Annotated in this window: 19 protein-coding genes; 9 read left to right on the top strand and 10 right to left on the bottom strand. The window is 71.6% G+C overall.

Features of this window, described 5'->3' with window-relative positions; all coding sequences use genetic code 11:
• Positions 1 to 25 precede the first annotated feature (25 nt).
• The 3 genes from PKE99_RS03775 to PKE99_RS03765 all read right to left on the bottom strand — a co-directional run bounded on the left by PKE99_RS03775 (position 26) and on the right by PKE99_RS03765 (position 3,089).
• On the bottom strand, positions 26 to 1,261 hold the full coding sequence (locus PKE99_RS03775; RefSeq protein WP_037039895.1) for an alpha/beta hydrolase family protein: 1,236 nt from the start codon (positions 1,259 to 1,261) through the stop codon (positions 26 to 28).
• A 227-nt stretch (positions 1,262 to 1,488) separates the two neighbouring features.
• Positions 1,489 to 2,886 carry an MFS transporter gene (locus PKE99_RS03770; protein WP_051736665.1) on the bottom strand — a complete coding sequence of 466 codons (1,398 nt, stop codon included), beginning with the start codon at positions 2,884 to 2,886 and terminating at the stop codon, positions 1,489 to 1,491.
• Positions 2,883 to 3,089, bottom strand: a complete 207-nt coding sequence (locus PKE99_RS03765; RefSeq protein WP_271214840.1) for a hypothetical protein — start codon at positions 3,087 to 3,089, stop codon at positions 2,883 to 2,885. Before PKE99_RS03765 ends, PKE99_RS03770 begins: the two co-directional genes overlap by 4 nt.
• A 233-nt stretch (positions 3,090 to 3,322) precedes the next feature.
• Here PKE99_RS03765 and PKE99_RS03760 point away from each other — a divergent pair, with 233 nt between their 5' ends.
• Positions 3,323 to 3,643: a GYD domain-containing protein gene (locus PKE99_RS03760; protein WP_037040347.1), complete on the top strand. Its 321-nt coding sequence runs from the start codon at positions 3,323 to 3,325 to the stop codon at positions 3,641 to 3,643.
• A 39-nt stretch (positions 3,644 to 3,682) separates the two neighbouring features.
• Here the strand turns inward: PKE99_RS03760 and PKE99_RS03755 are convergent, their stop codons facing one another.
• The 3 genes from PKE99_RS03755 to PKE99_RS03745 form a co-directional block, all read right to left on the bottom strand.
• Positions 3,683 to 4,144 (bottom strand): DUF6879 family protein, encoded by a 462-nt coding sequence (locus PKE99_RS03755; protein ID WP_156067061.1) that lies wholly within the window; start codon positions 4,142 to 4,144, stop codon positions 3,683 to 3,685.
• Positions 4,145 to 4,238: 94 nt separating this feature from the next.
• Entirely contained in the window at positions 4,239 to 6,500 is a 2,262-nt protein-coding gene (treS, locus tag PKE99_RS03750) for a maltose alpha-D-glucosyltransferase (RefSeq protein ID WP_037039890.1), read from the bottom strand.
• 166 nt (positions 6,501 to 6,666) lie between these two features.
• Entirely contained in the window at positions 6,667 to 7,266 is a 600-nt protein-coding gene (locus PKE99_RS03745; RefSeq protein WP_037039888.1) for a TetR/AcrR family transcriptional regulator, read from the bottom strand.
• A gap of 124 nt (positions 7,267 to 7,390) precedes the next feature.
• Between PKE99_RS03745 and PKE99_RS03740 the strand changes: the two genes are divergently transcribed.
• The gene (locus PKE99_RS03740; protein ID WP_037039886.1) at positions 7,391 to 7,957 is read left to right on the top strand and encodes a hypothetical protein; all 567 of its coding nucleotides are present in this window, start codon (positions 7,391 to 7,393) and stop codon (positions 7,955 to 7,957) included.
• Between the two features lie 185 nt (positions 7,958 to 8,142).
• Here PKE99_RS03740 and PKE99_RS03735 read toward each other — a convergent pair whose 3' ends face one another.
• Positions 8,143 to 9,159 (bottom strand): LacI family DNA-binding transcriptional regulator, encoded by a 1,017-nt coding sequence (locus PKE99_RS03735; protein WP_231498019.1) that lies wholly within the window; start codon positions 9,157 to 9,159, stop codon positions 8,143 to 8,145.
• Positions 9,160 to 9,346: 187 nt separating this feature from the next.
• On the opposite strand from PKE99_RS03735, the gene PKE99_RS03730 reads away from it, so the two are divergent.
• Together PKE99_RS03730 and PKE99_RS03725 are read left to right on the top strand one after the other, a co-directional pair.
• Entirely contained in the window at positions 9,347 to 10,549 is a 1,203-nt protein-coding gene (locus PKE99_RS03730) for a Gfo/Idh/MocA family protein (RefSeq protein WP_037039884.1), read from the top strand.
• A 23-nt stretch (positions 10,550 to 10,572) separates the two neighbouring features.
• The gene (locus PKE99_RS03725) at positions 10,573 to 11,571 is read left to right on the top strand and encodes a sugar phosphate isomerase/epimerase family protein (RefSeq protein ID WP_037039878.1); all 999 of its coding nucleotides are present in this window, start codon (positions 10,573 to 10,575) and stop codon (positions 11,569 to 11,571) included.
• Positions 11,572 to 11,759: 188 nt separating this feature from the next.
• Here PKE99_RS03725 and PKE99_RS03720 read toward each other — a convergent pair whose 3' ends face one another.
• Positions 11,760 to 12,824, bottom strand: coding sequence for an AraC family transcriptional regulator (locus PKE99_RS03720; RefSeq protein ID WP_037039876.1), 1,065 nt, complete (start codon positions 12,822 to 12,824; stop codon positions 11,760 to 11,762).
• Between the two features lie 252 nt (positions 12,825 to 13,076).
• Here PKE99_RS03720 and PKE99_RS03715 point away from each other — a divergent pair, with 252 nt between their 5' ends.
• The 3 genes from PKE99_RS03715 (at position 13,077) to PKE99_RS03705 (ending at position 16,857) form a co-directional block, all read left to right on the top strand.
• Positions 13,077 to 14,021 (top strand): alpha/beta hydrolase, encoded by a 945-nt coding sequence (locus PKE99_RS03715; RefSeq protein WP_037039875.1) that lies wholly within the window; start codon positions 13,077 to 13,079, stop codon positions 14,019 to 14,021.
• 3 nt (positions 14,022 to 14,024) lie between these two features.
• Positions 14,025 to 15,605 (top strand): flavin-containing monooxygenase, encoded by a 1,581-nt coding sequence (locus PKE99_RS03710; RefSeq protein WP_037039873.1) that lies wholly within the window; start codon positions 14,025 to 14,027, stop codon positions 15,603 to 15,605.
• A 610-nt stretch (positions 15,606 to 16,215) separates the two neighbouring features.
• Positions 16,216 to 16,857: a hypothetical protein gene (locus tag PKE99_RS03705; protein WP_037039870.1), complete on the top strand. Its 642-nt coding sequence runs from the start codon at positions 16,216 to 16,218 to the stop codon at positions 16,855 to 16,857.
• A 118-nt stretch (positions 16,858 to 16,975) separates the two neighbouring features.
• Here the strand turns inward: PKE99_RS03705 and PKE99_RS03700 are convergent, their stop codons facing one another.
• Positions 16,976 to 17,146: a hypothetical protein gene (locus PKE99_RS03700; RefSeq protein WP_156067058.1), complete on the bottom strand. Its 171-nt coding sequence runs from the start codon at positions 17,144 to 17,146 to the stop codon at positions 16,976 to 16,978.
• Positions 17,147 to 17,734: 588 nt separating this feature from the next.
• On the opposite strand from PKE99_RS03700, the gene PKE99_RS03695 reads away from it, so the two are divergent.
• Together PKE99_RS03695 and PKE99_RS03690 are read left to right on the top strand one after the other, a co-directional pair.
• The gene (locus PKE99_RS03695; RefSeq protein WP_037040345.1) at positions 17,735 to 19,069 is read left to right on the top strand and encodes a nicotinate phosphoribosyltransferase; all 1,335 of its coding nucleotides are present in this window, start codon (positions 17,735 to 17,737) and stop codon (positions 19,067 to 19,069) included.
• Positions 19,070 to 19,147: 78 nt separating this feature from the next.
• Entirely contained in the window at positions 19,148 to 20,527 is a 1,380-nt protein-coding gene (locus tag PKE99_RS03690) for an MFS transporter (protein WP_081923689.1), read from the top strand.
• Between the two features lie 93 nt (positions 20,528 to 20,620).
• On the opposite strand, the gene PKE99_RS38925 is transcribed toward PKE99_RS03690, so the two are convergent.
• On the bottom strand, positions 20,621 to 20,974 hold the full coding sequence (locus PKE99_RS38925; RefSeq protein WP_197040420.1) for an SDR family oxidoreductase: 354 nt from the start codon (positions 20,972 to 20,974) through the stop codon (positions 20,621 to 20,623).
• Between the last annotated feature and the right edge of the window lie 65 nt (positions 20,975 to 21,039).

The following is a 21,039-nucleotide window of genomic DNA, read 5'->3' as shown; positions in this document are numbered from 1 at the left end:
AGGACCGAGCGAGGGGTCGAGCCCGTCATCCCCGTGCGAACAGCTCCTCCAGCCAGTCGAACACCACGGCCGCCGAGTAGGCGAGATTGCCCAGCTGGCAGTGGGTGTCGGCGCCGTCGTCCGCGGTGAAGGTGTGGGCGGTCACGGGGCCGGCGACCTCGGCGCAGAACCGCTCGAACTGGGCCCGTGGCTCGCCGCCCTCTCCGGAGCCGACCAGTGCGAGCGCCGGGCAGGTCACGGCGGCGGGATCGACGCGGAAGCCGCGCAGGTAGGCGAAGGTGTCGAGGAAGCTCGCCCGGCCGAACCGCGTCATGAGCGAGCGTGCGAGCTCCTTGGCCGCAGCGGGCATCTCGGTGTCCGGCAGGGTGTCGATGTCGTCGAGCCGGAGGTCGTCCCCGGGAGCGAGGACGACCTCCGGGTCCCCTCCGACGTACGGGGCCACGAACGCCACCTGGTAGGCGTGCAGGTCCACGATCGGGGAGTTCGCCACCAGCGCCCGGATCCGGTCGTCGTGGGCGGCGGCGCGGGTGACCCAGTACCCGCCCAGGCTGATGCCCAGCAGCGCCAGCCGTTCGGGGTCGACCTCGGGCCGGGCGAGCACGTGGTCCAGCCACGGCGTGACCCACCGTTCGGTGTCGGGGACGAAGTGGGTGTGCGGCTCGGTGCGGGTGACGTCCATCTGCCCGGGTCCGCAGATCACCAGCACCCGCCAGCCCCGTTCCAGGCCCGCCCGACCGACCTGCAGGTAGGTCTCCTCCAGCGTGCCGTCGAACCCGCTCGTGGCGACCAGGATCGGCCCGGGCCCGGCCTCGTCCGGTGGCGTGCACAGGTATCCGGGCAGCCGCTGGTCCTCCCAGTGCAGCCACAGCTCCTCGACCCGCCCCGGCAGGTACGGGGCCGCAGCGAGGAACGCGGCCCGGCTGGCCAGCCCGAGCTCGGCCTGCCGGGCGGTGCCCGCGGGGGCGAAGTACTCCGCAGCGCGGAAGCTGTTGCAGGCGTGCAGGAACCGGTCCCGGGCGCTGATCGGGTGCCCTGCCGCGGCGCGCGCCCCGGCGTCCGCGCGCTGGCGCTCGGCGAGCGCAGCGAACCCGTCGGTCCAGCCCGCCACGCCGTCCCCGAGCGTCGCCGCGACGGCGAGGGGCTCGCCGATCGACGCGCCCCCGTACGCCGCCGACCCGAGCTGGCGCAGCAGCTGGAAGTCCAGCTCGGGATCGGTGAACCCGCGCACCCGCGTGGAGCTGCGCTCGGTCGTGTGCGTCATCGGTTCCTCCCTCGTCCCGCGGCGCGCGAGGCAGCGCCTGACCCGTCGTTCTTCCCCACGAGGTCGGCAGCGCACCGCTGCCGACGACCTCAGCGTGCGCCGGAGGGTGCCGGGCCGCGCAGAGCACAACGTCCTCGGTTCCGGTGCCCTCGACACACACGGATGTGGACCTCGGAAGGTCCACATCTCGGTGGTCTGACGCAACGGGCTACGGATGGGAGCCCGAGCTAGCGGGTCGCCGGAACCGGCGGGCCCGGCAGGACCGACTGCGCGGGCGCGGAATCTGCACCCTGGAGGTTCTCCAGCTGCTGCATCCCGGTCCGCGGGCCGAACAGGGCGACGGTGAGGGCGACGATCGCCCAGGAGCCGGCGATGTAGAGGAAGACCGGGCTGTAGCCGAACGTCCCGAAGACGGCGGCGACGATCATCGGACCGAGGATGTTGGCCAGCCGGCCGACGCCGTAGACCAGGCCGTTGCCGGAGCTGCGCAGCTCGGTGGGGTACAGCTCCGGGGTGTAGGCGTACAGCAGCGCGGCGAACGTCTGGGTGAGCGCGTTGACCAGGAAGCCGAAGACGACGATCGCCACCGGGTTGAAGGTCAGGCCGTAGGCCAGGCCGCAGGCGGCGATGCCGGTGGCGATCAGCGCGATGGGCGTCTTGCGGCCGAAGCGGTCCGAGAGCGGCCAGGCCAGCAGCGCCCCGGGCACGGCGCCGAGGGTGGTCAGGGCCGAGAAGGTCAGGCTGTGCACCAGGTCGAAGCCGTGCGCGGCGAGCAGGGTGGGCACCCAGGCGACGAAGCCGTAGAACCCGAGGGTCTGGAAGACCCAGACGACGGCGAGCATCAGCGTGCGACGGCCGAGGGGCCCGCGGAACAGGGCACGGTAGCCGGGGCGCGACGTGGACGGGGCCACGTCCGGCGTCGGGGGCAGCGGAGGTAGTGAGCCGGGATCGGCAGCGGTGGCCTTCTCGATCCGGTCGACCGCGGCGGCGGCCCGCTCGTGCATGCCGTGCTGGTGCAGCCAGCGGGGGCTCTCCGGCAGCCGGGCGATGAGAGGCAGGGCGAGCACCCCCAGGGCGCCGAAGACGAAGACCCAGCGCCAGGTCTCGGTGCCGAGCGGGACGATCCCGCGTGCGGCGAAGGACATGATCGGGATACCGACCAGCCCGATGGCCATCACGGCCGACTGCATCCGGCCGCGCAGCCGCGCCGGCATGACCTCGCAGAGGTACGCAGTCGCGGCGATGGTCATCGCCGACAGCCCGATGCCGGTGAGGAGCCGCGCCGCGGCCAGGGTCGGCACGGTCGACACCACCGCGTTGAGCAGCGAGCTGACCGAGAAGAAGGTCACCGACAGGAGCAGGGCGCGCCGGCGGCCGACGGCGTCGGCGAAGCGGCCGCCGCCGACCGCGCCGAGGAACATGCCGAGGAAGGCGGCGGAGGTGACGAAGGCGATCTCGGCCACCGTCAGGTGCAGGTGCTGCTGCAGCGCCGGCGCGGCGTAGGCGAAGGTGTTGAGGTCGCCGAACTCGAAGACGAAGGCGACGGCGAGAGCGAGCAGCACCCGGCGGTGGAACCGGCCGATCGGCAGGCGGTCCAGGCGGGCGGACAGCCGGAGCGCGCTCATCGCGACACTCGTCGGTCAGCGGCGGTGAGCGGGCGAGTGCCGTCGATGGCGTGGACGAGGTCCTCCGGCGGCCCGGTGAGCCGCTCGGCCGGCGGGCGGACGCTCGAGGAGGTCGCGACGCCCTGCAGGGCGTCGTCGACGTCGCGGAGCCGACGACGATGAGCCCGGGTGGTCGGGACGGCGGATGTGGCTGCGCTGCTCACGTGGTTCCCCTTCACGAGTGGCCTGGTGTGGTCGGTGATGGGGGAACTCTGCCGCCGATCCCGGCCTCCCACCGTCGGCCCGCGGCCCGATACGCAAGGGGATCCGGCTGTCGGGCGATCGGAGGACGGGGCGCCCGCACGGGAGATCTCGCCCGGCACGGGTTCTCGCGCGGGCGGCTCAGGTGGTGGAGGATGGCTCGTCACGGCCCACCCCCGAGGAAGGCGTGGCGACGATGCCGAGGTACCTGTGGCAGGTGAGCTATTCGCCCGACGGGGCGCGCGGTGTGCTCGACCAGGGCGGCAGCGCGCGGCGGGCAGCGATCGTCGAGGCGGTGGAGAGCGTCGGCGGACGGGTCGAGGCCTGCTATTTCGCGTTCGGGCCCCACGACGTGGTCGTCATCGGCGAGGTACCGGACGACGTCGCTGCGGCAGCCCTGAGCCTCCGGACGGCCGCCTCCGGTGCCGCGATCTCGCGGACGACCGTCCTGCTGACACCCGAGCAGCTGGACGAGGCCACGCAGCGGGATGTCCGATACCGGCCGCCGTCGACCTGAGCGACCGCATCGCGACGAGAGGTGCCGGAGCTTCCCGAACTAGCTCGTCGAGCTCGATCGGAGGAAGTGCCTGTCGGCCTGGCCGGCTGCCACCCAGAGCACGTCACGAATCAGGCGATAGCGGTTCACCGCGTCCTCGGGCTCGACGAAACCGACAACGAGACGGTCATGGTCGTCGTAGGCCAGCCGGAGCGCTTGCGCATCGTCGAGGAGCAGGAAGTCCTCGTGCAGACCGCCGAGTTCGGCGCAGGCGCGTGTCTTGGACACGCTGCGCGTCCTCACTCGCGTGCTTGTCGCGAGCGGTGTCGTCGGTCGCTCGCCGCCGATCCGAAGATGGTCGAGGGGAACGCCCCGCGAGGCCGCGGCGCGCAGTACGACCTCGTCGCTTCGCGTCGTACACAGGAAGAGGCGCGAGGAGCAGTGCTCGGCCAGCCAGCCCTCCAGCGCCGAGACGCCGACGAGCTGGGCGCTCTCGACGAAGCCGCTCGACGAGCAGCCCATCACTCCTCGCCCGACGTCCTCATCCCGCCGCCATTCGATACGCCTGGACGCTGCCTCGCGAGGACCTCCGATGGTGCCCCGGTAGCCGTCGCACTCAGTGCGCCTCCTCGGGCTCCGGAGGCCGCACGAGCAGTGACATGCCCTGGTGCGGGGCGAGTTCGACGCCGAAGCTCTGCAGGTCGTCCACGGTCCCCAGGGGCTCCTCGTTGAACATGTTGCAGACCTGGCCGCCAGAGGGCAGGGCTTCCGAGCGCACGGTGCCCCAGATCGGCTCGTTGGCGAAGTTGAGTACGGTCAGCTGCAGGTGCCCGGGATCGTCGAGCTCGTGGACGAGGACCAGCATGCCCTTGTGGGAGACGTCGGGGACGTCGACCTGGCGGCTGGTCGCGATGCCGTAGTGGCGGCGGACGGCGAGGATCGCCTGGAGTTGGCGGACGAAGCTGGTCTCGTCCTCGAGCTGCGCGGGCAGGGACCCGTAGAGGCTGCGCCCGCGGGGCATACCGGCCTCGGACTTGCGGGTCCGCGGGGCCACGCCCATCAGGTCGTGGGCGGCACGGTGGATCCAGCGGGTGTCGCCTCCCTCGATGAGCTCGGCGACGTCCTCGTGCGGGAGGGTGAGCATGCCGCACAAGTCCCAGCCCGACAGCGCGAACACCCCGGGCTGCAGGGCGTTGAACATGGCCAGCAGCAGGTGCGCCCGCCGGATGCGGTCGCGGTCCTCGCCGTCGTCGATCGCATCCAGGGTGGGGAAGCCGAGCACCGCGGCGATGACCGACGCGGTCGTGCAGGCGATCCCGTTCGTGGTGAAGATCAGGTTGTAGGGGCGCTGCGGGCCGGTGAGGTGCGCGACGAGGTCCGCGCGGATCGTCTCGGCCAGCTCGCCCCCGGTGATCTGTTCGCCCTTGTAGGTGTAGACGTCGTCCTTGTGGCCGGACGCCCAGTGGACGAGCTCGTAGGTGAGTTCGTCGTGGTTCTGCAGGGCGTGCACGAGCGAGGCCGGGTCGACACCGCAGTCGAGCGAGCTGCGCAGGGTCAGCCGGAGGAACTCCGTGTCGCCGGTGGCGAAGGCGTGGTGGTAGGCGGGCCGGTTGATGAAGTCGTAGGACAGGTCCGCGCCCGCCTCGGAGGTGATCCTGATGTCGTCGATGGTCAGGTTCAGCTCCTGGAAGGTGAACCCGCCGACCTTGCGGACCATGCTGCCGATGAGCTGGTTGGCCGCCTCGGACAGCGGATGGCCCTCCGACCACGCCGGCATGCCCTCGGTGCTCTTCTCCACCCCCAGGAAGCCGTTGGCGTCCAGGCGCAGCCCGCCGGAGCCGAGGTCGGTCAGCGAGTGCAGGGCGTCGCCCATCACCATCCGCATCCCGGCGAAGGTCGGGTCGAGCCAGTTGATCGAGGGCTGGCCGTCCTTGAAGTAGTGCAGGTACACCCACCGGCGCTCCACACCGTCCGCCCCGACGACCGGCCGCGTGGCGCTCCAGTTCGTCTCCTTGACACCCTCGGCGAAGAAGATCACCCGCTGCAGCCGGCCGATGATGTAGCCGGCCTTCTCCAGCCAGTCCTCCGTCGAGGTGTCGATGTTGACCGAGTCCCGCCCCTGCGGGACGTCGGGCAGGTGCCCCCAGTCCTCGGGCTCGACCTCGACCATGTGATAGATGCCGGGATAGTCGCCGTACTTCATCTCCGCGAGCCGGAAGTCCGCGCCCTTGCCGGTGTGCCCGGGCACCACGTCGTCGATGATCGTGCCGCCGTACCAGGTCGCCATCCCGCACATCGCCCGGAACTCCGACTCCGTGCCGAAGGCCGGGTCGAGCTGGGTGCTGATCCGGTCGAAGTGGCCGTCCACGCTGGGCGTGTACTGCCAGCCGGAGATACCACCGGCGCGCTTGACCGGCCCGGTGTGGACCCCCTCGATCCCGATCGCGGCGAACGCCTTCCACAGCTCCTCGTCCCCCAGCGCGCCGAGGAAGGACTCCCCGGACCGCGTGATCAACGAAATCGGGTACGCGGTGAACCACACCGACGCCGTCTCGACGGCGTGACGCGGCCCCGGAGCGGCGAACGGGTTCTGCCACATCGTGCCCTGGCCGGAGAACTGCCGGGCGATCTCGTTGGCGTCGGCGAGCATCGACTGGCTGAGCAGCCAGTCGACATACGCCGGGTTCTCCCCCGTCGCCGGCCCGTCCTGCGCCACCGACCGGCGCGCGAACGGCGACTTCACCCGCGCGCGATGGCGCAGGCTGCGCGGCCGCGCGGGGTGCAGATACTCCGCGTAGGTGATCTCGGACGGCTCGTGCGCCTGCTCGTGATCGGTCTGCTCGTGCGATCCGTCGCGGTCCCGGAACTCCTCCGCCATGCGCTGCTCCCCGACACTCGTCAGCCGCGGCTGGTCGCGTACCTGGATCTATCGTCGCGCGTCGCCGCACGCCTCGCTGGGCGAGACGGGCGGCTCGGCCGGCTTCGCTGACTCACCGAGCGTCAGCGCCGGGGCCCGCCACCGGGTGGTCGGGCTCGCGCCGCGCTCAGCCTCGCGGCGCACCCGGGACGGAACGGGACCACAGAAGTCCTTCGACGCCGTCGAGGAAGGTCTTGCACACGGCTGCCGGCTCGGACAGGCAGCCGGCTGCCATCGCGCCGTCCCGCAGCATGACGAAGTGTCGTGCGGCAGGCTCGGCGAGCCGATCCCCGATCCGGGCGAACAGATCCGACAGTGCACTCAGGAACCACTCACGGTGAGCGACCACCCGTCGATGCACGGGGTGCGCCGGGTCGGGGTACTCCGCCGCAGCATTGAGGAAGGCGCAGCCGCGGAAGCCCGGCATCCGGATGTCCGCGGCGATGTCCGCGGCGATCGCACGCACGGCCTCCTCCGCCGACCGGCGAGCCGCCTGGGTCTCCCCGAGACGGTCCCGGAGGTGGCGATCGGCTCCCTCGAGGTAGGCGACCACCAGGTCCTCCTTGCCCGGGAAGTGGCGGTAGAACGTCGCCCGGGTCGTGTTGGCCTCCGCCAGGATCCGATCGACCGGCACCGTGTGCAGCCCGTCGGCATAGAAGATCCGGCTCGCGGTGTCGAGCAGCCGTGAACGCGCCTCGGACGGCCGAGCACTGACGCTGCGCTCCATGAACGAAACCTACCAGATAGAACGTTCAGTCTTGACACGCTCACCTCCTTCTGTGACCGTCGACCACGTCGCGAGACAGAACGTTCTCCCTCATTCGCCGCCTGCTCGTCCTCGAGGAGCTTCCATGAGTACCGCTGTCACCTCCGCCGCTCCCGGGTTCGCCCCGGCTCTGCGGCGGCTCTATTTCGGCCGGTTCGGGTTCGCAATCGTCTGGGCGGCCCTGCTGGCCCTGACGGGGCCTGAGTTCGGGCCTGCCGTCGCCGTCCTGGTCGTGCTCTACCCGCTGTTCGACGTGGCCTCCGCCGTCGTCGACGCACGGGTGTCGAGGTCGACGGGGTCGACGTCGTCGTCCCGGGGGCTGTACCTCAACATCGCCATCAGCCTCCTCGCCGCACTCGGACTGGCCATCGCCGCCGCCTCGGGCATCCCCGCGGTCCTGCGGGTCTGGGGCGCGTGGGCCGTCGTCGCCGGTCTGATCCAGCTCGTCGTCGGGATCAACCGGCGTGCGCTGGGTGGGCAGTGGCCGATGATGCTCAGCGGCGGTATCTCCGTGATCGCCGGCAGCGGGTTCCTCCTCATGGCGGGCGCAGCGAACCCGTCGCTGGTCAACGTGGCCGGCTACGCCACCCTCGGCGGAATCTTCTTCCTCGTCTCGGCGCTGCGCCTCGGTCGCGGCACGAAGGAGCACTGAGGAGGAAGGAGGGACACGAGCACTGCGACCTTCGACGTCGTCGTGATCGATGCCGGATCGGTCGGCGAGAACGTCGCCGACCAGGTGGTTCGTGGCGGGTTGACCACGGCCTCATCGAGCGGGAACCCGTCGGCGGCGAGTGCTCCTACTGGGCCTGCCTGTCGACGAACCCGCGCCGGAAGAAGCTAGTGGGACGGCACGGGCGCAGCTCCCGAGCTCCCGCGCGTGACGAGCCGCGGTGGGGTGACGTACTCCCCCGCCGGTGCCTCCCGCCCCTCGGCCCGGGTGATCGCGCAGCGGACGGCGGCGGCGGCGAGGGCGGCCGGATCCTGACTGACCGAGGTGAGCTCGACGTTGCGCAGCGAGGCGAGCCGGGTGTCGTCGTAGCCGACGACCGAGAGCTCGCCAGGGACGTCGATGCCGCGCATCCGCAGGGTCAGCAGGAGGCCGAAGGCGGTCATGTCGTTGTGCGCCAGCACTGCGGTCGGGCGGTGGGGAGCGGCCAGCAGCTCGGTGGCCGCGGCGACGCCGGACTCCTCGTCGGCGTGCCCCTCGACGACCCGGGCGCACGCGGCCAGACCGTGCGCCGCCATCGCCTCGAGGTAGCCCTCCCGCCGGGTGTCGCTCATGATCGCCCGGCCGCCGTCGACGTAGTGGATGTCGTGGTGGCCCGCCGCAACGAGGTGCTCGACGGCGAGCGCGACGCCTCGGCGGTCGTCGGCGCGCACGGAGTCGACGGACTCGGCACGCAGCTCCGACCCCACCAGCACCGTCGGGACCCTCCGACTGACCGCGGCGAGGTCGTGGCTGCCCATCTCGGGACTGACCAGCACCAGCGCGGCACAGCGGTCCTGCACCAGACTCTCGATCGCCTCGAGCTCACCGCGCCCGCGCGTCGTCGCGGAGAGTACGAGGTCGTAGCCGCTGTCGGCGACGGCTCGGTACAGGTGTTCGACGACCTCGGCGTGGAAGGCCTGCGACACCGTGTACGTGACGCCGAGCAGCCGGGACTGCTGCTCGCGCAGAGTCCGTGCGCGCTGGTCGGGTCGGTAGCCGAGCCGCCGGGCGGTGTCGAGGATCCGGCGGCGGGTGTCTTCCGAGACGCCGGGCTCGCCGCGCAGGGCCACGGAGGCCGAGGACACGGAGGTGCCTGCGACTCGCGCGACGTCCACGATCGTGACCCGCCCGGTCTTCGACGCCACGTGCACCTCCGCTCACCCGGTATGCACCAGGCTCCAACTTTGTCTTGACATGGTGACGACGGAGACCCTACCGTCCGTGTCGCTCAACTGGAACGTTCCGGTGGAAATAACGGCCGCTTCGCCGTACCGGGACCAGAACGTTCCAGACGGCCCCGTCTGGCACGCCGCACGCGTCGAAAGGCACAAGATGTCCACGCAGCCCCAGACCGACCGACCCCTGTCCGTCGCCGTCATCGGCGCCGGAATGGCCGGCCGCAGCCACGCCGCCGCGTACCGCAACGCCGGCACCGTCTTCGGCCCCGGTCTGCCGGAGATCCGGCTGGCCGCGATCGCCGACGCCAACGTCGAGCTCGGCGAGGACGCCGCCCGCCGCTACGGCTACGAGCAGGCCTACTCCTCGTGGGAGCAGGTCGCCGAGGACCCGACCATCGACGCGGTCAGCATCGTCGTGGGCAACGACCTGCACCGGCCGATCGCCGAGGCCCTGGTCGCGGCGGGCAAGCACGTCCTGTGCGAGAAGCCCCTCGCCGGCTCGCTCGACGACGCCCGCGCCATGGTCGCGCTGGAGCGCTCGACCGACCTGGTCACCGCGGTCGGGTACACCTTCCGGCGCAACCCCTCCATCGCCGCGATCCGCGACCACGTCCGGGCCGGCGAGCTGGGCGCTCTCTCGGTCTTCCAGGGCCGCTACTGGTGCGACTACGCCACCGACCCCCGCGGCCCGCTGAGCTGGCGGTTCACGGGCCCGAAGGGGTCGGGCGCGCTGGGTGACATCGGCTCGCACGTGATCGACACGGCCGAGTACGTCGCCGGCCCGATCGTGTCGGTCGCCGGCGCCGCGCTCTCCACGCAGATCGGCAAGCGCCCGCTACCGCTGGGCGCGGTCGTCGGGCACAACGCCGCCCCGGTCTCCGACGAGCTCGGCGAGGTCGAGAACGAGGACTCCGCGACCTTCACCGCCCGCTTCGCCTCCGGCCTGGTCGGCAGCTTCTCGGTGTCCCGCACCGCGTTCGGCCTGCCCAACGGTCTGGGCTTCGACGTCCTCGGCGTGGGCGGGCGCGCCGCGTTCGACCAGAACCGCCCCGCCGAGTACCTGTTCGACGACGCCCAGCCCGAGGCCCGCACCCAGGGCGCCCGGCAGATCATCGCCGGCCCGCAGCTGCCCTACTTCAAGGGCGGCATGCCGATGGAGGCCCCCGGCGTCGGCGGCGGCAACAGCGAGAACTTCACCTACCAGGCGCGCGCGTTCCTCGACCAGGTCGCGGGCGTGTTCGACCCGATCCCGGCGTGCGCGACCTTCGCCGACGCCCTGCGCACGATGGAGATCATGCAGGCCGTCGTGCAATCCGCCGAGAACGGCGGCGCCGCCGTCGACGTCCCCTCCGTCTGACCCCTCACCGAAGGATCCCGATCATGGCCCTCAAGCTCGGCGCCTACACCGCCTGCCTGCACGACCACACCCTCACCGAGGCCCTCGACGTCCTGAAGGCCAACGGGCTGACCTCCGTCGAGGTCAACACCGGCGGGTTCATCCCGGCCCCGCACTGCAACGTCGACCTGCTCCTGACCTCCGCGAAGGCCCGCGAGGAGTACCTCGCCGTGTTCGCCGAGCGCGGCCTGGAGCTGACCGGGCTGAACTGCAACGGCAACCCACTCAACCCGCTGCCCGGCGTCGGCCCCAAGCACGCCGACGACCTCCGCCGCACCATCCGCCTCGCCGGCCTGCTCGGCGTGAAGCACGTGGTCACCATGTCCGGCACCCCCGGCTCGGACCCCGACGCCAAGTACCCCTCCTGGGTGGTCAACCCGTGGGACGGCGTCTACATGGACGTCCTGGACTACCAGTGGGGCGTCGCCCGCGAGTTCTGGAGCGAGATCGACGCACTCGCCCGGGAGAACGACGTCCGGGTCGCCATCGAGATGCACCCGCACAACCTGGTCTTCTCCCCCGTCACGCTGAAGAAGCTGGTCGACGACATCGGCGCCACCCACGTCGGCGCCGAGATGGACCCCTCGCACCTGATGTGGCAGGGCATGGACGTCGTGGCCTGCATCAAGTGGCTCGGTCCGTTGGTCTTCCACGCCGCCGCCAAGGACGCCGCCATCCAGCCCGGCGTGGACATCCGCGGCGTGCTCGACACCAGCTTCACCCGCGTGCCGGCCGACGCGGAGAACAAGGTCCCCACCGGCTACGGCTTCTGGTGCAACGCCTGGCCGGAGAACCCCGCCTGGAAGTTCGTCGCCGTCGGCGAGGGCCACGACGTGGCCTACTGGACCGAGTTCCTGCGCGCGCTCGCCGAGGTCCACCCGGACATGGCGGTCAACATCGAGCACGAGGACGCCGCCTACTCCCAGACCGAGGGCCTCGCCCTGGCGGCCAAGAACCTGCACGCCGCCGCCGGCGCACTCTGACCGCCACCGGGTCCGCCCGACCGGGCCCGACCGACCGCTGAGTCGGGACGGGCGGTCCGGCACCGGCCGTCCGTCGCACCCGAGACCCACACCTGCCTGAGCCCGCCGGGTACGCGCCCAGGCACACGCGCCGTTCCACGCCTTCCCCGGCAACAACCTTGGACCAGAGACCACCGGGGGTGTCGCCCTCAGGCGCTCGTCCGTCCCTGCCAGCGGCGGCGCGCACGCAGGTAGCTCGACCAGTCCCGGTAGCCCAGCCGCCGGGCGATCTCGCCACGGGAGACGGCCGGGGTCCGCAGGAGCTCCTCGGCGACGGTCCAGCGCACCTCGTCGAGGATCGCCCGGAAGCTCGTGCCCTCCTGTGCGAGGCGTCGCCGCAGTGTCCGCGGGGGGTAGTGCAGGCACTCGGCGATCTCCTCGAGCCCGACGTCGAGGGACTCCCGCCCCCACAGCTGCGCGCGGACCTGGGCGGCGATGCCGGTCCGGTGCAGGCGCTCGGTGCGGATGCGCTCGCACTGCTGGATCATCATCGCGGCGGTGTGCGGGCTGGCCATCGGCAGCGGTTCGTCGAGGAAGCCGGGGTCGTACACGAGCTCCGTGCGGGCGTGCCCGCCGCTGACGGGTACGCCGAAGTGCTCGGCGAACACCGCTGGCAGCGGCGAACGCCCGACGTCGTCCGCCAGCCGGACCTCGCGCAGCGGGAACCGCCGCGGCCACGGCAGCAGCTCGCGCTGGAGCTGGACCGCGGCCGCGAGGTCCCGCTCCACCACGAAGCGCCGGATGTCGCGGGGCACGTCCTCTGCCGCCAGGTCCTGCACCACGGAGGGCGCGTCCGTCTCGTAGACGCTCATCGTGGAGAAGGCGAAGGTCAGCGGCGCGTACCGCAACCCGTGCCGCATGGTCTCCCGGACCGACGAGCAGGACGCGAGCAGGAAGCCGTAGTAGCCGTAGGCGGTGAGGTGGTAGAGCCTGCCGATCTCCACCCCCAGGCCCGGGCGGTCGCCGAAGGTGCGCAGCAGGGCACGGATCACCGCGATCTCCTGCCGGGCCTCGATCAGCTGCTCCGGGTCCGTGAGGAGCGCGGGCGGGATGTGCGAGCCCCGCAGCAGCGTCTCGGCCGGCACACCCGCCACCGCGGCCCACTCGCAGAGGATCGAGACCCCGACCATCGTGCGCGGGTGGTCCCAGGAGTCCGTCATCGCGGCGACGACGCGGGGCGACGGCATGGTGTCCGACCGGCGAACCGCCGTCATCGATGACCGCCTCCGTTGATGCCTGGCCCCCTCGCCGCGCACCCCGAGTCTGTCACGAGCCCCGCCGCCGGCAAACGACTGCATTACTCCGCGTGGACGAGCGCTGGCCGGAACGGCCGTGATGTGGCCCCGTCTGCGCTGTCCGCGCACCTCGGGCGGACCTACCGTGTGGCACCGGAACCGTGATCGGCGTCATGGACGACCGGGTCACAGGACGACGCATCGTGTCCGAACTCGACGAGGAGAAGGTGCATGCCGCTCGAACCGGCGTCGCAGGCGCTGCTGGCCCAACTCGCGGAGGCAGGTGGACCCGCGATCCACGAGTCGACCCCGGCCGTCGCCCGGCTGAACGGTCCGGTGATGGCCGGGCTGAGCGGGCCCGGGCCCGAGGTCGCCGCGGTCCGCAACCTCAAGCTCGACGGCGAGGGCGGCCGGTTCCGCGTCCGGGTGCTGACCCCGTTCGGTGAGCCGCAGGGGATCGTCGTCTACTTCCACGGCGGCGGGTGGGTGCTCGGGGACATCGACCTGCAGTACGACCACATCGGACGCCGGCTGGCCGAGCTGACGCGGTCCGTGGTCGTCCTGGTCAACTACCGCAAGGCCCCCGAGCACCCCTTCCCCACCGCGATCGAGGACAGCTGGACCGGCCTCACCTGGGTCGTCGACCACGCCACCGAGCTGGCGCCCGCGGGCGTGCCGCTCGTCGTCGCCGGGGACAGCGCGGGCGCGAACATCGCCGCGGTCATGACGCTGCGGGCGCGTGACCGGGGCGGTCCCGCGATCGGCTACCAGGCCCTGGTCTACCCGGTGACCGACTGCGACTTCACCACCCCCTCCTACCAGGCCCCCGAGAACCAGCTCCTGCTCAACCGGGACACCATGGCCTGGTTCTGGGACCACTACCTGCCGGACCCGGCCGCCCGGACGAACCCCGAGGCGTCCCCGCTGCGCGCGCCGAGCCACGCGGGGCTGCCGCCCGCGCTCGTCGTGGTCGCCGAGTTCGACCCGCTGCACGACGAGGGCGTCGCCTACGCCGAGGCCCTGCGGGGCGCGGGCGTCCCCGTCGTGCTCGAGGAGGCCGAGGGCGAGATGCACGCCTTCTTCCAGATGATCAACGTGCTGCCGGGTGCCGAGACGGGGCTCAAGCTCGTCGCGGGCCAGATCGCGGCGTTCCTCGAGACCGGCCGGGAGGGCTGAGCGGTGACACACCACGACGTGATCGTGATCGGGGCCGGCTTCTCCGGCATGTACCAGCTGAAGCGCCTGCGGGAGGCGGGTTTCGACGTCCGCGTGATCGAGGCGGGCGACGACGTCGGCGGCACCTGGTACTGGAACCGCTACCCCGGCGCCCGTTGCGACATCGAGTCGGTCGAGTACTCCTACTCCTTCGACCCCGAGCTCGAGCAGGAGTGGGACTGGAGCGAGCGCTACGCCGCCCAGCCCGAGCTCCTCGACTACGCCCGGCACGTCGCCGACCGCTACGACCTGCGCCGCGAGATCGAGTTCAACCGGCGGGTGCGGTCGGCGGTGTGGGACGAGGACGCGACCCGCTGGACCGTCACCACGGACGACGGGCAGAGCCGGACCGCCACCTACGTGATCGCGGCGACCGGCTGCCTGTCGGTGCCCTCGCGCCCCCGCTTCGAGGGGCTCGAGGACTTCGCCGGGGAGGTCTACTGGACCTCCAGCTGGCCGCACGAGCCCGTCGACCTGGCCGGGAAGCGCGTCGCCGTGGTCGGTACCGGCTCGTCCGGACTGCAGACGATCACCGCCATCGCTCCCGAGGTCGGCAGCCTCGTCGTCTTCCAACGGACCCCGTCGTACGCGGTGCCCGCCCACAACGGGCCGAACGAGCGGCTCGCCGAGGTCCGGCCGATCTACCCCGAGTTCCGCGCACTCAGCCGGATGGAGCGGATCGGGTTCCAGTGCGGCGACGGCACCGACCTGCTCAGCGAGACCGATCCTGCCGAGGTCGAGCGACGGCTGGCCCTGCGCTGGGACGTGGGCGGGCTCTGCTTCACCTCCGAGTTCGCCGACGTCCTGGTCGACGCCGAGGCGAACGAGGCCGTGGCCGAGTACGTCCGCCGCCGCATCCGCGAGACGGTGAAGGATCCGGAGGTCGCCGAGAAGCTCAGCCCGCGCACCTACCCCATCGCGAGCAAGCGCATGTGCGTCGACACCGGCTACTTCGAGGTCTACAACCGGGACAACGTGTCCCTCGTGGACTTGGGCGACGAGCCGATCCGCCGCGTCACGGCGCACGGGATCGTCGCCGGGGACACCGAGCACGAGGTCGACGTGATCGTCTTCGCGACCGGCTTCGACGCGATGACCGGCGCGCTCAACGCCATGGAGATCCGCAACGGGGACCTGACGCTGCGCGAGAAGTGGGCGGACGGCCCGCGCACCTACATGGGCCTGATGTCGGTCGGCTTCCCCAACCTGTTCACGATCACCGGGCCGCAGAGCCCGTCGGTGCTGTCGAACATGATGACGTCGATCGAGTACCACGTGGACTGGATCACCGCCGCGCTCGAGCAGATGCGGGCGGGCGGGCTCACCCGGATCGAGCCCGAGCAGGACGCCGAGGACAACTGGGTGGCCGCCACCAACGACATCGCCGACACCACGCTGATGCCGCAGGCCGCGTCCTGGTACATGGGCGCCAACATCCCCGGCAAGCGGCGCGTGTTCATGCCGTTCCTCGGCGGGGTCGGCACGTACAAGCAGATCGGCGACGGCGTGGCCGTGGCGCACTACCACGGCTTCGAGCGGGTGTGACCCGGCCCTGAGCCCGACGGTCGGGCGTGGCGCCGCGAGGTGGAACAGTTGCGGCGTCATGCCCCGTGCGGGTTCATGGTGGGTGCCGGAGCCGGTTCGATGGTGGTGCGGCCGGGCTCCCGGGCCTCACGTGCGTCGCGCCCCGCCGCGCCGCCGCCGGTCAATGCTCCGGCTCACCGAGCGACCGGCCGTCGCTTGCCTTCAGCGACTCGTACTCGGTCTGGCTGATCGTGCCCTGGTCGAGCAGGCGCTTCGGCTCGGCGATCAGCGCGGTGGGGCCGCCGGCCTCGCCGTTCGCGGTGGCGATCCGGCGCGGGAGCTACGCGTTTCGGTGGTTCAGGTAGCCGGTCAACCGATGCGGCCGGTGAGCACATTCGGATTGACCCGTGCAGCTGGGAGCGCCGCGCGAGCTGGTGGCAGGTATCCGGGCCCTCGGCCGCAGGCGGATCCAGAGATGGCCGGGCGGCTGTGACGCGGTGGACCGCGACATCGGAGTGGCGTTGGGCCGGAAGCGGTCGGCCGATGATCCCGGCGGAGGGAGACGAAGGGCTCTACGTCGCTGTGGGCCTGCGGAGGAGGGTCGAGGGCTGTGACGACGGAGGGCCCGCCCATGACCAGGACCGCACCCTCGACGCCGGCCGCGATGCTCATCGACCGGTACCTGCCTCGGTATGACACGACGATCGTCGAGCACACAGTGGCCGAATCGGACCTCGCGGCGACCTGGCAGGCGCTGTGCGCGCTGGACCTCGCACGGGTGCACTCGCCGGTGATGGATGCCGCGATGGCCGTCCGGGGGCTGCCCGACCGGCTCGCCCGGCTCGCCGGCCGCCCGGCCTCCCCCGCGCCTCCGGCCCAGCTGCCGCTGCGTGGTGGACCGTCGCTGCCGGGGTGGCTGTCCCTCGGCGAGGTCGCCGAGCACGAGATCGCGCTGGGTGCGGTCGGCCGGTTCTGGCAGCCGGTGATCGAGTGGTACGACGTCACCGGGATGACACCAGAGGGGTTCGCGGCCTTCGCCGAACCGGACTGGGGCAAGATCGCCGCGAACTTCTCGCTCCGCCCCTACGGCACGTCCCGCACGCTGGTCTCCTACGAGGCCCGCACCCTGGTCACCGAGCAGGACAGTGCGCGCCGCTTCGCCCGGTACTGGACGCTCGTGCGCCCCTTCGTCGGCCACATCATGCGCGCCACGCTCGCCACCGTGACTGCGGACGCCGTGCGCCGTGGGCGGGTCGCCTCGCCCGGATCCTGATCGACAAGGCGTACGTGGTGAACCGGGCGTACCCGCGGCCGCTGCCGCTCCCGGTTGGACGACCTCGCTCCCGTCGGCTACGAACGAGTCCGCCGCGTGGACTTCGCCTCCGAAGCCTTCAGCGGTGGAAGCCGACCGGGTACTGAAAGTCCCTGGGCAGGCGGCCCTGGGTCAGCCGAGCCAGTTCCACCGCCGGGTCCTGCATGGACGTCGTCGGGGTGAACGCGGCGGGCGTCCACTCGTCGAGACGGCGGGCGGTGCTGCGGATCATGGTCCAGAACGCGGTCATCTCTTCTTCCCCTTCGGTTCGCGTGGCTGGGATGCCTCTTGACAAAGGAGAACTCTGCCGCCGACCTCGGCGGGTCGCCGTCGGCCGGACGTCCGACACCCAGGGGGAGCCGACTGTCGAGCGATCGAAGGACGCGTCCCGCTGAAGCCCTACCCGGATCCAGCACGACAAACATCTACTGCGGCCGCAACTCAAGATCCACATCTGAACGAGCGGGGGTACGGGGCCGATCGGTGGACCCAGCAATCGGCCCGGCCGTCGACCGGTCGACGGAGGTCGCGCAGGAACGGCCACCGTGAGACTGGTCCACGACAGCTGAGGCGCGCACCCAGGAGATCGTCGTGCGCCGGGGTTGGGCGCGACTGAAGGAGTGCGCTGTCGGGTTCTTCGAGGCGATGCCTCTGCGGATCCCAGAGGCCGCAGCCGCGACGCACCGGCCGGACGGCCTGCCCGGTCCCGGTCTCGGCGAAGGAACTGCGCGCGCTGCCCTGCCGCAGGAACTGATCACGACACCGACCCGCACACGACCTTGGAAGGAAGCCCGTGACCGGAACCATCGACCGCCGTGCCCTCGACGCGGGGCACACGTTGGTCACCCCCCTCACGACCACTGGGGCGTCGACGGCCCTGCACACCGACGCCTACGAGATCACCATGCTGCGCGCAGCCCTCGCCGACGGCACCGCCGCGCACCGGGCCACCTTCGAGGTCTTCGCCCGTCGCCTGCCCGCCGGGCGTCGCTACGGCGTCGTCGCCGGGCTGGGCCGGCTGACCGAGGCGTTGCAGGAGTTCCGGTTCACCGCCGGCCAGATCGCAATGCTGCGCGCCATCGGCGTCGCCGACGACGCGACCGCCGCCTACCTGGCCGAGTTCGCCTTCACCGGCAACATCGACGCCTACCGCGAGGGCGAGCTGTACTTCCCGTACTCGCCGGTGCTCACCGTCTCCGGCACGTTCGGCGAGTGCGTGCTGCTGGAAACGCTCGTCCTCTCCATCCTCAACGCCGACTCGGCCATCGCCACCGCTGCCGCCCGGATGGTCACTGCGGCCGCCGGCCGGCCGCTGATCGAAATGGGATCCCGGCGCACCCACGAGGAAGCCGCGGTCGCCGCTGCGCGCGCCGCGTACCTGGTCGGGTTCACCGCCACCTCGAACCTGCAGGCCGGGCTGCGCCACGGCGTGCCCGTCACCGGTACCAGCGGGCACGCCTTCGTTCTCGCCCACGCCGACGAGCGGGCCGGGTTCGCCGGCCAGGTCGCCGCGCTCGGCACCGGCACCACCCTGCTGGTCGACACCTACGACACCGGCGCCGGGATCCGCACCGCGATCGACGTGGCCGGCACCGACCTCGGCGCGATCCGCATCGACTCCGGCGATCCGGCCATCGAAGCCGCTCGGGCCCGCACGCTGCTGGACTCCCTCGACGCTCGCGGTACGAGGATCACGGTCACCGGCGACCTCGACGAGCATCGCATCGCCGCGCTCGCCGATGCCCCCGTGGACGCCTTCGGTGTCGGTACCCGGCTGGTCACGGGCGCCGGCGCGCCCACCGCCGAGATGATCTACAAGCTCGTCGCGATCGCCGACGCCCCCGGCGCCGACGCTCCGCTGCGCCCGGTTGCCAAGCGCAGCGTCGGCAAGGCGTCGATCGGTGGGATCAAGCGCGCCTCTCGCGAGCTCGACGACGCCGGGCACGCCGCCCGCGAGCGCGTCGTCGCCACCCCGGACCTGATCGGCCGGACGAGGCCCGGCCGGCTGCTGCAGGTATCCGTCGTCCGCCACGGCACCGTCCTGCACAGCCCGACGCCGGAGGAGGTCCGCGCCCATCACCGCCGTGCCAAGACCGAACTCCTCCCGCGTGACCTGGATCTGTCCCCCGGCACTCCCCGGCTCACCGGCGCACCAGCCGGCCGCACCCCATGAACCGCCACCGGACACAGCACCCCGTGACCGTCACGACAACTCACCCCCAGTTCTGATCTGCTGAATCAAGGAGACTCAATGGAGCACACAACCACTCGCTCGACGCCACTGCGGCGCGTGGCCTTTGCCAGCTGCGCCGGCACCACGATCGAGTTCTACGACTTCTTCATCTACGGCACCGCCGCAGCCCTGATCTTCCCGAAGGTGTTCTTCCCTGCCCTCGGCACCGCCGCGGGCATCGTGGCCTCGTTCGCGACCTTTGCCGTCGCGTTCATCGCCCGACCGCTCGGGGCGATCCTGTTCGGCCACTACGGTGACCGGCTCGGCCGCAAGAAGACGCTCATCGCCACGCTGATGCTGATGGGTGTCTCCACCATGGTGATCGGCCTGTTGCCCGGGGCCGCCACCCTCGGCATCGCGGCCCCGATCATCCTCGTCGTCCTGCGGTTCCTGCAGGGCCTCGCGGTCGGCGGTGAGTGGGCGGGTGCGACCCTGCTCGCCGCCGAGTACGCCCCGCCGACCAAGCGCGGCCTCTACGCGATCTTCCCGCAGCTGGGCCCAGCGCTGGCGTTCGCGCTGTCCAGCGGCACCTTCCTCGCCATCGACGCCGTGCTCGGCGACACCGGGCCCGCCTTCCTCGACTGGGGCTGGCGGATCCCGTTCCTGCTGTCCGTCGTTCTGGTCGGCATCGGGCTGTGGGTGCGGGTGACCATCGACGAGACCCCCGCCTTCCGCGATGCCCAGAAGCGGCGGGCGACCGCCTCCGCCGGGGCGCCGATCCTCGAGGTCTTCCGCATGCAGCCGCGTGAGGTCCTGCTCGGCGGTGGTGTGCTGACCATACTGTTCGCGCTGTTCTACATGGGCACCGCGTTCCTCACCACCTACGGTACGAGCGAGACCGGTGCGGGCCTGGACCGGCGTACAGTGCTCGTCCTCAACATCGCCGCCGCCGTCGTGTTCGGCGCGACCACCGCGATCTCCGGGATCGTGTCCGACAGGTTCGGGCGCCGCAACGTCATCCTCGCCTGCTGTGCCCTGTCCATCCCGTGGGCGCTCGCCCTGTTCCCGATCATGGGCACCGGCTCCGGGACCGGATTCGCGATCGGCCTCATCGGCACGCTCGCGATCTTCGGTATCGCCTACGGGCCCGTCGGCGCGTACTTGCCCGAGATGTTCCAGACCCGCTACCGGTACACCGGCGCCGGCATGGGCTACAACCTCGGCGGCGTCCTCGGTGGTGCCGTCTCCCCGCTGGTCGCCGCTCAGCTGTCCAGCAGCTTTGGCAGCTACGCCGTCGGCCTGATGATCGCCGGGTTCGGGCTGCTCAGCTTGATCTGTGTCGTCGCGCTCGGCGAGACGAAGAACCGGCGCATGCAGGACGAGCCCGTCCTCACGGAATCCGACCGCAAGACCGGCGCAGACGACGCCGATGCCGCCGAGGGGCTGTCCCGGACCTGACCTGCCCGGCCCGGCCCTACCCCTTGCAGGATGGTCGGGCCGGGCTGTCTGCCGCGTCCGACGGCGGTTGAGAAGGGCGCCCGGACAGCGCGTTCACCGGTCAACTCGACCCTCTCGACGTGGGTGGTCCGCCTGTCGGACAGGAACAGGTCGGTGCCGACGTTGGTCGGGGGACAGCGCGTTGACCCGGATCCCGAGGGGCCCGAGCTCGGCGGCCATCGGGTTGAGCATTCCGACGACACCGCGCTTGACGGCGACGTAGTTGCTGATGCTGGGGAAGCCCTTAGTGGCGCCCGCGGAGGCGACGAGTACCAGCGAGCCGCCGCGGCCACCTGCGATGTCGTCGTTCCAGCCTTCGAGGCTGAGCTCCCAAAGGGGCCGTGTCGACGATGATCCCGGCGACGACGCCGTCGAGGCGGCCGAACTCGGCGAGCCCGCGCTGGACAACAGCCTCGACCTGGGCGTAGTCGCGGACGTCCGCGGCCATGGCGACCGTGCGCCGGCCGGTGGGG

This window comes from Pseudonocardia halophobica, assembly GCF_027922425.1.
Classification (GTDB): domain Bacteria; phylum Actinomycetota; class Actinomycetes; order Mycobacteriales; family Pseudonocardiaceae; genus Pseudonocardia; species Pseudonocardia halophobica.
Note: the sequence above shows the minus strand (reverse complement) of the source record. Positions and strands in the feature narration are given on the sequence as shown.